A 12,926-nucleotide genomic window follows, 5' to 3' on the forward strand; every position below is an offset into this window, starting at 1 on the left:
CCCCGACCCCGTCGTGCGCCGGTACGCGGCACGACCCTCCGACCGGCGAGGACCCCGCGATGATCATCGACCTGCCCGACACGACGACGAACGCGGTGAACAAGCGCCTCGTGCGCCTGCGCGACGAGGGCGGCGCGATCGCGCTGGGCCGCGTCCTCACGCTCGTCGTCATCGCGCGCGAGTCCGACGTCGAGACGTCGATCGAGGCCGCGAACGACGCGAGCCGCGAGCACCCGTGCCGCGTCATCGTCGTCGCGCCGTCCGGGCGCAGCGCGACGCCGCACCTCGACGCGCAGATCCGCGTCGGCGGCGACGCCGGCGCGTCCGAGGTGGTCGTGCTCCGCACCGCCGGGCCGCTGCTCGAGCACGCGGACACGCTCGTCATGCCGCTCCTGCTGCCCGACGCGCCCATCGTCGTCTGGTGGCCGGGCCAGCCGCCCGCGTCCCCCGACGACGACCCGGTCGGCGCCATGGCGCAGCGGCGCATCACCGACTCGATCACGGCGAAGGACCCCGAGGCGACGCTCGCGCAGCTCGCGCAGACGTACGGCCCGGGCGACTCCGACCTCGCGTGGGCACGGGTGACGCTGTGGCGCGGTCTCATCGCCGCGGCGCTCGACCAGCCGCCCTACGAGCCGGTGACGAGCGTCGTCGTCGAGGGTCAGGCGAAGCACACGTCGCTCGACCTGCTCGCCGCGTGGCTGGGCTCGCGGCTGCGCTGCCCGGCGCAGGTGGTGCGACGGCGCGGCGCCGAGGCGATCACGCGCGTGACCCTCGAGCGCAAGAGCGGGCCGATCGTCCTCGACCGCCCCGACGGCCGCACGGTGACGATCAGCCAGCCGGGCAAGCCCGACCGCCGCGTCGCGCTGCCCATCCGGACGCTCAGCGAGGCCCTCATCGAGGAGCTGCGCCGTCTGGACCCCGACGAGATCTACGGCGAGGTGCTCACCAAGGGCCTGCAGAAGGTGAGCGCGTGACCGCCGCGGGGCCGGGTACCCCGGCGCGCCTCGTCGTCGTGCACCCCGACGCCGGCGTGCTCGCCGAGGCGGTGGCGTCGCGGCTCGTGACCCGCCTGCTCGACGTGCAGTCGGTCCGCCGCCCCGTGCACGTCGTGCTGACGGGCGGGACCGTCGGGATCGCGAGCCTGGCCGCGCTCGCACGCCACCCCGCGCGCGACGCCGTCGACTGGTCGGGCGTGCACGTGTGGTGGGGCGACGAGCGCTTCCGCGCGTCCGGCGACGGCGAGCGCAACGAGACGCAGGCGCGCGAGGCGCTGCTGGACCACCTGCCGCACCTCCCGCCCGAGAACGTGCACCCGATGCCGGCCGCGGACGCGGCCGCGACCCCCGAGGAGTCGGCGACCGCGTACGCGGCGACGCTCGCGGAGCACGCGCCGGACGGCGAGCGGGTCCCGGCCTTCGACGTCCTGCTGCTCGGCATGGGCCCCGACGGCCACGTCGCGTCGCTCTTCCCCGACCACCCCGGGCTCGACGTCACGGGCACCCCGACGGCGGGCGTCCACGGCTCCCCCAAGCCGCCGCCCGAGCGCGTCACGCTGACGTTCGAGGCGATCGCGCGGGCCCGTCAGGTGTGGGTCGTCGCGGCGGGTGCCGAGAAGGCGCCCGCGGTCGCGTCGGCGCTCGCCGGCGCGCCGGCACGCGAGACCCCGGCCGCCGCCGTCGCGGGGACGGAGGCCACGCTGTGGCTCGTCGACGTCGCCGCGGCCGGCACCGGGACCCCGACCGAGACGGACGAGGGTCGCGCGTGACGACCGGCGGCGAGCATCCGGCGGACCCCGCGGCCACGTGGGACGCCGTCGACGCCTACTTCGCGCCCCTGGTGGCCGAGGACGACGTGCTCGCCGCCGCGTCGGCGCGCGCCCGGGACGCCGGTCTCCCCGAGATCCAGGTCTCCCCCGCCCAGGGCCGGCTGCTGCAGCTCCTCGCGCTCGCGTCGGGCGCGCGGCGCATCCTCGAGGTCGGCACCCTGGGCGGCTACTCGACGATCTGGCTCGCCCGGGCCCTGCCCGCCGACGGCACGCTCGTCACGTGCGAGATCGACCCGGCCCACGCCGCCGTCGCGCGCGAGTCCCTGGCCGCGGCCGGGCTCTCCGGGACGGTCGACGTCGTCGTCGGACCGGCCGCCGACACGCTGCAAGGGCTCGTCGCGGACGGCGCCGAGCCGTTCGACCTCGTGTTCGTCGACGCGGACAAGCCCTCGAACCCGGTCTACCTCGACCTCGCGCTGCGGCTCTCGCGCCCCGGGACGCTCGTCGTCGTGGACAACACCGTCCGCGGCGGGGCCGTCGCGGACGCGGCGAGCACCGACCCGAACGTGCTCGGCGTGCGGGAGATGGCGGACCGCGTCGTCGCGGACCCGCGACTCGACGCCACGGCCGTGCAGACCGTCGGGTCCAAGGGCTACGACGGCTTCCTGCTCGCGCGCGTGCGCGGCTGAGCCGCGACCCGGACCGTCCCGGCCGGGTTCAGCGGCCTCGGCGGGCGCGCAGCGCGGCGAGCGCCTCGTCGAGGATCGCGACGCCGTCCTCGTCGCTGCGCCGCTCCTTCACGTACGCGAGGTGCGTCTTGTAGGGCTCGTTGCGCGACGGCGTCGGCGGGTGCTCCTGGTCCTGACCGGCCGGGAACCCGCACCGCGGGCAGTCCCAGGTCTCCGGCGCCTCGATACCCGCCTCCGACGAGAAGCTGGGTCGCGTCTCGTGGCCGTTGGCGCACCAGTACGACACCCAGAAGCGCGGCGCGATCTCGCCGCGCTCGGACTCCCCGAGCGGTCCCGCCCCGACGCGCGACCCTCGGATCGCGTTACCACCTGCCACGTGCTCTCTCCCCCGTCCGTGCCGCCGTCGGCACTCGTTCCTGCCCGGACCGCGCGACCGTGCGCGGCTTGCCCCCTGCCGACTGCGGACTCTCCTGCCGTCCCGACGACGCCCCGGTGGGCGCGTGCGGTCAGACGACCTTCTGGAGGAGACCCAGGAGCACGATGACGACGGCCCAGACGAGGGCGAACGCCACGGTGATGCGGTTGAGGTTGCGCTCGGCGACGCCGGAGCTGCCCACGGAGCTCGAGATCCCGCCGCCGAACATGTCGGAGAGGCCGCCACCCTTCCCCTTGTGCATGAGCACGAGCAGGGTGAGGAAGGCGCTGGTCAGCACCAGCAGGATCTGGAGGATGATGCGCAGCACGTCCACGAGTACGTCCTTGAGGCTCAGGGCCGGCCCGACCGATGTCGGGCTCGACCGCACGGTTGTCGTGCACGGGCGTGACCCGCGGCACAGGGGACAAGAGTAGGCGACGTGGGGCCGCCGCGGCCAACCCCGTCCGCCGTCGTCCCCGGACGGCGGCCGACGGCCCCGGGACGCGGTCCCGGGGCCGTCGGTGCGGGGTGCGAGGCGGAGGTCAGGCGCCGGTCGCGTGCGACTGGTAGCGCGCGATCTTCGCGAACTCCTCGGGGTCGAGGCTCGCGCCGCCGACGAGCGCGCCGTCGACGTCCGGCTGCGCCATGATCGCGGCCACGTTCGACGACTTCACCGAGCCGCCGTACAGGACGCGCGTCGCGTTCGCGAGGTCCGCGTCGTAGAGGTCGCCGAGGGCGCCGCGGATCGCACCGCAGACCTCCTGGGCGTCCTCGGGCGTCGCGACCTCGCCCGTGCCGATGGCCCACACGGGCTCGTACGCGATGACGAGCGTCGCGAGCTGGGGGGCGGGGATGCCCGCGAGGGCGCCCTCGACCTGGGCGAGCGTGTAGGCGATCTGCTCGCCGGCCTTGCGCACGTCCAGGCCCTCGCCCACGCACAGGATCGGGGCGATGCCCTGACCCACGGCGGCGACGATCTTCTCGTTCACCAGGGCGTCGGTCTCGCCGTGGTACTGGCGGCGCTCCGAGTGCCCGATGGCGACGTAGCTCACGCCGAGCTTGGCCAGCATCGACGCCGAGATCTCGCCCGTGTACGCGCCCTCGGCGTGCGCCGAGACGTCCTGCGCGCCGTACTTGAGCTCGAGCTTGTCCGCGTCCACGAGCGTCTGCACCGACCGGAGGTCGGTGAACGGCGGCAGCACGGCGACCTCGACGGCCGCGTAGTCGTGCTTCGCGTCCTTCAGGGTCCACGCGAGCTTCTGCACGGTGTGGGTCGCCTGGTGGTGGTCCAGGTTCATCTTCCAGTTGCCCGCCATGAGCGGGGTGCGGGTGTTCGCCACGGGTCCTTCTTCTCTCTGTGGGGCCCGCGCCGCCCGCTCGGAGCGGGCGGCGCGGAGGGGTACGGGGGGCGGTCAGCCCTCGAGGACGGAGATCCCCGGCAGGTCCTTGCCCTCGAGGAACTCGAGGCTCGCGCCGCCACCGGTCGAGATGTGGCTGAAGCCCGCCTCGTCGAAGCCGAGGATCCGGACCGCGGCGGCCGAGTCGCCGCCGCCGACGATGGTGAACGCGCCGTTCGCCGTCGCGTCGACCAGGGCCTGGGCCACGGCGCGCGTCCCGCCCGAGAACGCCTCGAACTCGAACACGCCGGCGGGGCCGTTCCAGACGACGGTCTTCGCGTCGACGATCTTGCTCGCGAAGAGCTTGGCCGACTCGGGGCCGATGTCGAGGCCGATCTTGTCGGCCGGGATCGCGTCCGCGGCGACGACCTCGTGCGGCGAGTCCGCGGCGAACGCGTCGGCCACCACGATGTCCGTCGGCAGGACGATCTCGACGCCGTTCTTCTCCGCGTCCGCGAGGTAGCCCTTGACGGTGTCGATCTGGTCCTCCTCGAGGAGGGACTTCCCGACGCCGTAGCCCTTCGCCGCGAGGAACGTGAACACCATGCCGCCGCCGATGAGCAGGCGGTCCGCCTTGGTGAGCAGGTTCGCGATGACGCCCAGCTTGTCGGAGACCTTCGAGCCGCCGAGCACGACCGCGTAGGGGCGCTGCGGGTCCTCCGTCGCCTTGCGCAGCGAGTCGACCTCCTTGAGGACGAGCTCGCCCACCGCGGACGGGAGCACCTGCGCGACGTCGTAGACCGACGCCTGCTTGCGGTGCACGACACCGAAGCCGTCGGAGACGAAGACGTCCGCGAGCTGCGCGAGGTCGCGGGCGAGCGCCTGGCGCTCCGCATCGTCCTTCGACGTCTCGCGCGGGTCGAACCGGATGTTCTCCAGCAGCGCGACCTCGCCGTCGCCGAGCGCGGCGACCGTCTCGCGCGCCGAGTCGCCGACGACGTCCTGCGCCAGGTGCACCGGCACGCCGAGCAGCTCGCCCAGGCGGGCCGCGACGGGCGCGAGGGAGTACTTCGGGTCCGGCTCGCCCTTGGGACGGCCGAGGTGCGCGGTGACGATCACCTTCGCGCCCGCGTCCGTCAGCTTCTTCAGCGTCGGGAGCGCGGCGCGGATGCGCCCGTCGTCCGTGATGGTCGTCCCGTCGAGCGGGACGTTGAAGTCGGAGCGGACGAGGACGCGCTTGCCGCGCAGGTCGCCCAGGGAGTCGATGGTCTTCATGCGGTCTCCTACGGTTCTGTCGCCGTCGTGCGGGACGCCGGCCGGCAGCCGGCCCGGCCCGCACATGAGGACGTCCGCGTGCGCGTCACCGGGCGGTGCCGGGACGCGCACGCGGACGCATGGTGCTACGCAGGGCTGTGCTGCGTGAGCAGGTGGCTCAGAGCTTCTCGCCGACCAGGGCGGTCAGCGCGACGAGGCTGTTCGAGTAGCCCCACTCGTTGTCGTACCAGGAGACGACCTTGACCTGGTCGCCGATCACCTTCGTGAGCTTCGAGTCGAAGATGCTCTGGTGCGGGTTGGTGACGATGTCGCTCGACACGATCTCGTCGTCGACGTACTCGAGGATGCCCTTGAGCGGGCCCTCGGCCGCCGCCTTGAGCGCGGCGTTGACCTCGTCCACCGTGACCTCGCGCGAGGCGGTGAAGGTGAGGTCGGTCGCCGAGCCCGTGATGACCGGGACGCGCAGCGCGTAGCCGTCCAGCTTGCCCTTGAGCTCGGGCAGGACGAGCGACACGGCCTTGGCCGCACCCGTCGAGGTCGGGACGATGTTCTGCGCGGCGGCGCGGGCACGACGCAGGTCGCGGTGCGGGCCGTCCTGGAGGTTCTGGTCACCCGTGTAGGCGTGGATCGTGGTCATGAGACCACGCTCGATGCCGATCGAGTCGTTGAGCGCCTTGGCCAGCGGGGCGAGGCAGTTCGTGGTGCACGACGCGTTCGAGATGATGTGGTGCGCGGCCGGGTCGTACTGGTCCGAGTTCACGCCCATGACGAACGTGGCGTCCTCGTTCTTGGCCGGGGCCGAGATGATGACCTTCTTGGCGCCGGCGTCGATGTGCGCCTTCGCCTTGGTCGCGTCGGTGAAGAAGCCGGTCGACTCGATGACGATGTCGGCGCCGAGCTCGCCCCAGGGGAGGTTCGCCGGGTCGCGCTCCGCGAGCGCACGGATCTTCTTGCCGTCGACGATGATGTTGTCGTCGTCGAAGTCCACGCTCAGCGGGAAACGGCCGAGGACCGTGTCGTACTTGAGCAGGTGCGCGAGCGTCTTGTTGTCCGTGAGGTCGTTCACGCCGACGATCTCGATGTCGGCGCCCGACTCGACGATGGCGCGGTAGAAGTTCCGTCCGATACGACCGAAGCCGTTGATACCGACGCGGATGGTCACAATGCCCTCCTCAGGGCGCGCCGGTTGTCCCGACGCACACGGTTGATGCCGAACGATCACGTACGCCGTCGTACGCAGGTGGTGATCGCGCCCGTGCCCCGCTGCCCGGATCCCGGCACAGCACCCTCCGTGCTCGTGGACCGTCACGGCGACAGCCGGGACCACCCACGCCCACGAGGGGTGTCAGCGAAGGAGCACGTCGTTGTCACCTGACACTGACGAGCCTATACCAACACCACTCCGTCATGTGACCTGAATCCCATGCTTCGGGACCATCGTCCCGCCGGTGCGTGACGTCCAGGGGACGGGCGCCGCGACGTCGGGCGGACGGCGCGACGGTCGCGGGCGGAGGGCCGCGCTCCTCAGAGGTCGAGCAGCTCCGGGCTCAGCCCCGCCTCGGTGTCCGGGATGCCGAGCTCGGCGGCGCGCTTGTCGGCCGTCGAGAGCAGGCGCCGGATGCGCCCCGCGACGGCGTCCTTGGTGAGCGGCGGGTCGGCGAGCTGACCGAGCTCCTCGAGCGACGCCTGCTTGTGCGCGAGGCGCAGCTCGCCGGCCTCGCGGAGGTGCTCCGGCAGGTCGGGGCCCAGGATCTCGAACGCCCGCTCGACCCGGGCGCCCGCCGCGACGGCGGCGCGCGCCGAGCGGCGCAGGTTGGCGTCGTCGAAGTTGGCGAGCCGGTTCGCCGTGCCGCGCACCTCACGACGCGCGCGCCGCTCCTCCCAGACGAGGACCGCCTCGTGCGCGCCCAGGCGCGTGAGGAGCGCGCTGATCGCGTCGCCGTCGCGGATCACCACGCGGTCGATCCCGCGGACCTCGCGCGACTTGGCGGACACCCCGAGGCGTCGCGCCGCACCGACGAGCGCGAGGGCCGCCTCCGGGCCGGGGCACGTGATCTCGAGGGCCGACGAGCGCCCGGGCTCCGTGAGGGACCCGTGGGCGAGGAAGGCACCGCGCCACGCGGCCTCGGCCTCCTCCACCCCGCCGGAGACGACCTGCGGGGGCAGCCCGCGCACGGGCCGACCACGCTGGTCGAGGAGGCCCGTCTGCCGGGCCAGGGACTCGCCGTCGCGCACGACCCGCACGACGTACCGGCTGCTCTTGCGCAGCCCCCCGGCGGACACCACGATCAGCTCGCTCGTGTGGCCGTAGACGTCGGCGATGGTCTCGCGCAGGCGCCGCGCGGCGACGGCCGTGTCGAGCTCGGCCTCGATGACCACACGACCGGAGATGAGGTGCAGGCCGCCCGAGAAGCGGAGCATCGCGGACACCTCCGCCTTGCGGCACGAGGTCTTGTCCACCCGCAGTCGTGCCAGCTCGTCCTTCACCTGTGCCGTGAGCGCCATGCGGGACATCCTGCCACCGATGGGAGCGTGTCGCGGCGGCGTCCCGGAGCGCGGGGGCGGCCGTCGCGGTGTCCGGCGCGCACCCGAGCCCGGGCCCCTCGCGCGCCCGTCCACGACGGGCGCCGGAGGCGGCGAGGGCTCAGCGGGCGGGCGAGCCGACGTCCCCGAGGACGTCGTCGAACACGTCGCGGTAGGCGGCCGCGAGCCGCAGCGCGTCGTGCCGCGGCGTGCCGTCGCCCCGACGGACCTGGCGCAGCAGGAGCCGGGCGCCCATGCGCGCCGCGGCCTCCGCGAGCTGCTCGGTGTCCTCGACGGCGGACGGGTCGGCCACGACGGCGTCGATCCGCAGCTCCGGCGCGTGCTTGTGCAGCACCTCCAGGTGCTCCGTCGCGGTGAGCCCGAACGTCTCCCCCGTCTCGCTCGACAGGTTCAGCGTGACGCACCGGCGCGCCGACGTCTCGTGCAGGGCTCGCGCGAGCTCGGGGACGAGCAGGTGCGGCATCACCGACGAGAACCACGACCCCGGACCGAGCACGACCCAGTCCGCCTCCTCCACGGCGCGCACCGCCTCCGGACACGCAGGCGGGTCGGCGGGCACGAGCCGGAGCTGCTCGATGCGGTCGTGGGTGACCGCGACGCGGCTCTGCCCGACGACGGTCTCGAGCCGGCCCTCCGCCCAGACGTCCGCCTCGATCCGGAGCGGCACCGCCGCCATGGGGAGCACGCGCCCCCGCGCCCCGAGGAGCTTGCCCACCCAGTCGAGACCGGCCACCGGGTCGTCGAGCAGCTCCCACAGCGCGACGATGAGCAGGTTGCCCACCGCGTGGTTGTCGAGGTCGCCCTCCGACGTGAACCGGTGCTGCAGGAGCGCGCTCCACGTGCGGCCCCACTCGGAGTCGTCGCACAGGGCCGCGAGCGCCATGCGCAGGTCCCCCGGCGGCAGGACGCCGAGCTCCTCGCGCAGGCGCCCCGAGGAGCCGCCGTCGTCGGCGACGGTGACGACCGCCGTGAGCCGGTCGGACATGAGCCGCAGCGCCGACAGGCTCGCGGAGAGCCCGTGGCCGCCGCCCAGGGCGACGACGGCGGGGTTGCGCAGGCTGACCACGGCGCCGGTCACTCCTTGCCGAGGTCGCGGGCCGTGACGATGACGCGCTGCCCCTGGGCGCGCAGGCGTGCGGCGATCGCCTCGCTGATCGCGACGGACCGGTGCTTGCCGCCCGTGCAGCCGACGGCGATCGTCACGTACCGCTTCTCCTCCCCCAGGTACCCGGCCAGCACCGGCTCGAGCGCGTTCACGTACCGGTCGACGAACTCGAGCGCGCCGGGGCGCCCGAGCACGTAGTCGCGCACGGGCGCGTCCCGGCCGGTGAGGTGGCGCAGCTCGGTGATCCAGTAGGGGTTGGCGAGGAACCGCACGTCGACCACGTGGTCCGCGTCGAGCGGCAGCCCGTACTTGAACCCGAACGAGACGACGTTGATGCGCAGCGTCTCGGGGGTGCCGTCGGCGACGGCGGCGCGCACCTCGCGCGCGAGGTCGTGCACGGTGAGCTCGGACGTGTCGATGACGACGTCGGACCGCTCCTCCAGGCTGGCGAGCAGACGGCGCTCCTCGGCGAGGCCGTCGAGGATGCGCCCCTCCCCCTGCAGCGGGTGCGGGCGCCGGACCTGCTCGTAGCGCCGCACGAGCACCTCGTCGGACGCGTCGAGGAACAGGATGCGGTAGAACACGCCGCTCTGGCGCAGGTGGTCGAGCACCTCGACGAGGTCGGTGAAGAACTCGCGCCCGCGCACGTCGACGACGGCCGCGATGCGCTCGAGCGTCGAGCCGGACCGCGTCATGAGGTCCACCAGCGGGACGATCATGCGCGGCGGCAGGTTGTCGACGACGTACCAGTCGAGGTCCTCCAGCACGGCGGCGGCCCGGGTGCGGCCGGCACCCGACATGCCCGTGATGATGAGCACCTCGGCCTCGCTGGGCTCGGGGGCGTGGGTCGCGGCCTCGATCGCGGGGATGCCGCTGGGAACGGTGGTCGGGGAGGGCTCCGGCACGCGGGCAGGCTGGCCCTGCGGGCTGAGGTCCGGGGTCGGCTCCGAGGTCATGCCCCCAGCATGCCAGCCGTCACGCGCGGGCCGCGGCCTCGTCCTGCGCCGGAGTGTCCTGCGAGGGCCGGTCGTCCGTGGTCCCGCCGCCGAGCGCCGCGACGACGGCCTGCGCCGTCCGCTCGCCCATGCCGCGGACGCTCGCGATCTCCTCGACGCTCGCGGCGCGCAGCCGCTTGAGGGAGCCGAAGTGCTTGAGGAGCGCGGTGCGCCGCGCCGGGCCGAGGCCGGGGACGTCGTCGAGCGCCGAGGCCGTCATGCCCTTGCTGCGCTGCCGGCGGTGCTGGGCGATCGCGAAGCGGTGCGCCTCGTCGCGGACGCGCTGGAGCAGGTACAGGCCCTCGGAGGAACGCTGGAGGATGACGGGGTACTCCTCCCCCGGCAGCCAGACCTCCTCGAGCCGCTTGGCGAGGCCGCACAGCGCGACGTCGTCGATGCCGAGGTCGGCCAGGGCGCGCGCCGCGGCGGCGACCTGCGGCGGCCCGCCGTCGACGACGACGAGGTTCGGCGGGTACGCGAAACGCGCGCGCCGGTCCACGGGGGCGTCGGGGTCGACCTCGCCGCTGCGCGGCACGTAGCCCGCCGCCTCCGCGGCACGCTCCGACCGGCGCGCCGCGGCGTCGGACCCGTCGGCGACGTCGTCGGCCTCGAGGTCCAGCTCGACCTCGCCCGAGCGCGAGCGGTCGGACAGGTAGCGCTTGAAGCGGCGCGAGATCACCTCGTACATCGCCGCCGTGTCGTCGGCCGCGCCGTCGCCGTCCGGGCCGCGGACCGTGAAGTGCCGGTACTCGCTCTTGCGCGCGAGCCCGTCCTCGAAGACCACCATCGAGGCGACCTGGTACGTGCCCTGGTTGTGCGAGACGTCGTAGCACTCGATGCGCAGCGGCGCCGTCTCGAGCTCGAGCGCCTCCTGGATCTCGCGCAGCGCCTGGCTGCGGGTCGTGAGGTCGCCCGCGCGCCGCGTGCGGTGCAGCGCGAGCGCGTGCTCCGCGTTGGCGCGGACCGTCGCGGCGAGCTCCTTCTTGTCGCCGCGCTGCGGCACCCGGACGTCGACCCGCGCGCCCCGCAGCCCGGAGAGCCACGTGGTGACCTGGTCAGTGTCCGGCGGCAGGACGGGCACGAGGACCTCGCGCGGCACGGCGTCGCGCGCGAGGTCGCGCCCGGCGCGCGTCCCGGCGTCCGCCGCCACGGCCTCCTCCGCCGCGCCGTACACCTGCTGGAGCAGGTGCTCGACCAGCTCGGCGTCCGTGACGTCCTCGACCTTCTCGACGATCCAGCCGCGCTGACCCCGGATGCGACCGCCGCGCACGTGGAACACCTGGACGGCCGCCTCGAGCTCGTCGCCCACGAGCGCGAACACGTCCGCGTCGGTGCCGTCGCCGAGGACGACCGCGTTCTTCTCCGTCGCGCGCTGGAGCGCGGCGATGTCGTCGCGCAGCCGTGCCGCGGCCTCGTACTCCATCGCGGCGGCGGCCTCGTTCATCTTGCGCTCGAGCCGGCGCACGAACCGCTGCGTGTCGCCCGCCATGAAGTCGCAGAAGTCCTCGGCGAGCGCCTTGTGGTCCTCGGGCGTGATGCGCCCGACGCACGGCGCCGAGCACTTGTCGATGTAGCCGAGCAGGCACGGCCGCCCCGTCTGGTGGGCGCGCTTGAAGACCCCCGCCGAGCACGTGCGCACGGGGAACACCCGCAGCAGGAGGTCGAGCGTCTCGCGGATCGCCCACGCGTGGCCGTAGGGCCCGAAGTACCGCGTGCCGGGCCGCTTCGCGCCGCGCATCACCTGGGCGCGCGGGAACTCCTCGCCCATCGTCACCGCGAGGTACGGGTACGACTTGTCGTCGCGGTACTTGACGTTGAACCGCGGGTCGAACTCCTTGATCCACGTGTACTCGAGCGCGAGCGCCTCGACCTCGGTGCCGACGACCGTCCACTCGACCGACGCGGCCGTCGTGACCATCGTCTGGGTGCGGTGGTGCAGGTTCGCGACGTCCTGAAAGTAGTTCGACAGGCGCGCGCGCAGGTTCTTGGCCTTGCCGACGTAGATCACACGGCCGTGCTCGTCGCGGAACCGGTAGACGCCCGGCGAGGTGGGGATCTCCCCCGGCGCAGGGCGGTACGTCGCGGGATCTGCCATGTTCTCCAGCCTAGGTCAGGCCACCGACGCCGGTGGTTCGGGTGTGGGGCGACGCGGGGACGCGGGAAAGACGAAACGCGGGAACGCGGGAAAGACGGGACGCGGCGACGCGGCGACGCGGCGACGGCGCCATGTGACGCGCGTCACCGGCCGTTAGGGTGGCGGCCATGAGCGCACAGCACGGCTACGCCGCGACGACCCGCTGGACCGGCGCGGGCGACCGCGGCACCGCGTCCTACACCGCCTACAGCCGCGACCACGAGGTGCTCCTCGACGGGAGGCCGCCCCTGCCCGGCTCCGCGGACCCGGCGTTCCGCGGCGACCCGACCCGGTACAGCCCCGAAGAGCTGTTCCTCGCGAGCCTGTCGCAGTGCCACATGCTGTGGTTCCTCCACCTCGCGGCCGCGGCGGGCGTCGTCGTGCGCGAGTACGTCGACGACGCGACCGGCACCATGCGCGTCGAGTCCGGGGGCGAGGGCCAGTTCACGGACGTCACGCTGCACCCGCGCGTGGTGGTCGACGACGGACCCGGCACGGACGAGGCGGCGCTGGCGACCCTCCACCAGCGCGCGCACGACCACTGCTTTATCGCGCGCTCGGTGAACTTCCGCGTGCTCGTCGAACCGGCGCCCGCCCGGCGCGCCGCCGCCTGACGCCGGGCACGGCGAGCACGCGGCCCCGACGCGGCGAGCACCGAGCACGC

At 73.8% G+C, this 12,926-nt stretch carries 13 protein-coding genes; 4 read left to right on the forward strand and 9 right to left on the reverse strand.

The features are described 5' to 3' along the window. Positions 1-59 precede the first annotated feature (59 nt). From opcA to B9L22_RS11605, 3 genes are read left to right on the forward strand one after another with little or no spacing between them, the layout of a single operon-like run. On the forward strand, positions 60-977 hold the full coding sequence (opcA, locus tag B9L22_RS11595) for a glucose-6-phosphate dehydrogenase assembly protein OpcA (protein ID WP_086150477.1): 918 nt from the start codon (positions 60-62) through the stop codon (positions 975-977). Further along, on the forward strand, positions 974-1,768 hold the full coding sequence (gene pgl, locus B9L22_RS11600) for a 6-phosphogluconolactonase (RefSeq protein WP_086150478.1): 795 nt from the start codon (positions 974-976) through the stop codon (positions 1,766-1,768). The genes opcA and pgl overlap by 4 nt, the downstream gene beginning before the upstream one ends. After that, positions 1,765-2,457 (forward strand): O-methyltransferase, encoded by a 693-nt coding sequence (locus B9L22_RS11605; RefSeq protein WP_086150479.1) that lies wholly within the window; start codon positions 1,765-1,767, stop codon positions 2,455-2,457. Before pgl ends, B9L22_RS11605 begins: the two co-directional genes overlap by 4 nt. 28 nt (positions 2,458-2,485) lie before the next feature. On the opposite strand, the gene B9L22_RS11610 is transcribed toward B9L22_RS11605, so the two are convergent. From B9L22_RS11610 to uvrC, 9 genes are all read right to left on the reverse strand, one after another. Further along, the gene (locus B9L22_RS11610) at positions 2,486-2,833 is read right to left on the reverse strand and encodes an RNA polymerase-binding protein RbpA (protein WP_021481809.1); all 348 of its coding nucleotides are present in this window, start codon (positions 2,831-2,833) and stop codon (positions 2,486-2,488) included. 130 nt (positions 2,834-2,963) lie between these two features. Further along, positions 2,964-3,206, reverse strand: coding sequence for a preprotein translocase subunit SecG (secG, locus tag B9L22_RS11615; protein WP_021481808.1), 243 nt, complete (start codon positions 3,204-3,206; stop codon positions 2,964-2,966). Between the two features lie 208 nt (positions 3,207-3,414). Then, a complete protein-coding gene (gene tpiA, locus B9L22_RS11620) occupies positions 3,415-4,212 on the reverse strand; it encodes a triose-phosphate isomerase (protein WP_021481807.1) in 798 nt (265 codons plus the stop codon). A 72-nt stretch (positions 4,213-4,284) separates the two neighbouring features. Further along, positions 4,285-5,484 (reverse strand): phosphoglycerate kinase, encoded by a 1,200-nt coding sequence (gene pgk / locus B9L22_RS11625; RefSeq protein WP_021481806.1) that lies wholly within the window; start codon positions 5,482-5,484, stop codon positions 4,285-4,287. Between the two features lie 157 nt (positions 5,485-5,641). Beyond that, the gene (gap, locus tag B9L22_RS11630) at positions 5,642-6,646 is read right to left on the reverse strand and encodes a type I glyceraldehyde-3-phosphate dehydrogenase (RefSeq protein WP_021481805.1); all 1,005 of its coding nucleotides are present in this window, start codon (positions 6,644-6,646) and stop codon (positions 5,642-5,644) included. Positions 6,647-7,008: 362 nt separating this feature from the next. Continuing rightward, positions 7,009-7,989, reverse strand: a complete 981-nt coding sequence (whiA, locus tag B9L22_RS11635) for a DNA-binding protein WhiA (protein ID WP_086150480.1) — start codon at positions 7,987-7,989, stop codon at positions 7,009-7,011. A gap of 139 nt (positions 7,990-8,128) precedes the next feature. Further along, complete coding sequence (gene yvcK, locus B9L22_RS11640; RefSeq protein ID WP_198947282.1) at positions 8,129-9,094, reverse strand: uridine diphosphate-N-acetylglucosamine-binding protein YvcK; 966 nt, start codon at positions 9,092-9,094, stop codon at positions 8,129-8,131. A gap of 8 nt (positions 9,095-9,102) precedes the next feature. Further along, positions 9,103-10,089: an RNase adapter RapZ gene (gene rapZ, locus B9L22_RS11645; protein ID WP_051028082.1), complete on the reverse strand. Its 987-nt coding sequence runs from the start codon at positions 10,087-10,089 to the stop codon at positions 9,103-9,105. A 19-nt stretch (positions 10,090-10,108) separates the two neighbouring features. Then, complete coding sequence (gene uvrC / locus B9L22_RS11650) at positions 10,109-12,223, reverse strand: excinuclease ABC subunit UvrC (protein ID WP_086150482.1); 2,115 nt, start codon at positions 12,221-12,223, stop codon at positions 10,109-10,111. 167 nt (positions 12,224-12,390) lie between these two features. On the opposite strand from uvrC, the gene B9L22_RS11655 reads away from it, so the two are divergent. Continuing rightward, positions 12,391-12,876 carry an OsmC family protein gene (locus B9L22_RS11655; protein ID WP_085388754.1) on the forward strand — a complete coding sequence of 162 codons (486 nt, stop codon included), beginning with the start codon at positions 12,391-12,393 and terminating at the stop codon, positions 12,874-12,876. The last annotated feature ends 50 nt before the right edge of the window (positions 12,877-12,926 follow it).

Origin of the sequence: Cellulosimicrobium sp. KWT-B, assembly GCF_002127155.1 — a bacterium.
In the GTDB taxonomy this organism is placed as follows: Bacteria; Actinomycetota; Actinomycetes; order Actinomycetales; family Cellulomonadaceae; genus Cellulosimicrobium; species Cellulosimicrobium funkei.

Bases quoted from the DNA above. Each gene is read 5' to 3' on its own strand.
- opcA (WP_086150477.1), top strand. From the start codon at position 60: ATGATCATCGACCTGCCCGACACGACGACGAACGCGGTGAACAAGCGC.
- pgk (WP_021481806.1), bottom strand. From the start codon at position 5,484: ATGAAGACCATCGACTCCCTGGGCGACCTGCGCGGCAAGCGCGTCCTC.
- whiA (WP_086150480.1), bottom strand. From the start codon at position 7,989: ATGGCGCTCACGGCACAGGTGAAGGACGAGCTGGCACGACTGCGGGTG.
- rapZ (WP_051028082.1), bottom strand. From the start codon at position 10,089: ATGACCTCGGAGCCGACCCCGGACCTCAGCCCGCAGGGCCAGCCTGCC.
- uvrC (WP_086150482.1), bottom strand. From the start codon at position 12,223: ATGGCAGATCCCGCGACGTACCGCCCTGCGCCGGGGGAGATCCCCACC.
- B9L22_RS11655 (WP_085388754.1), top strand. From the start codon at position 12,391: ATGAGCGCACAGCACGGCTACGCCGCGACGACCCGCTGGACCGGCGCG.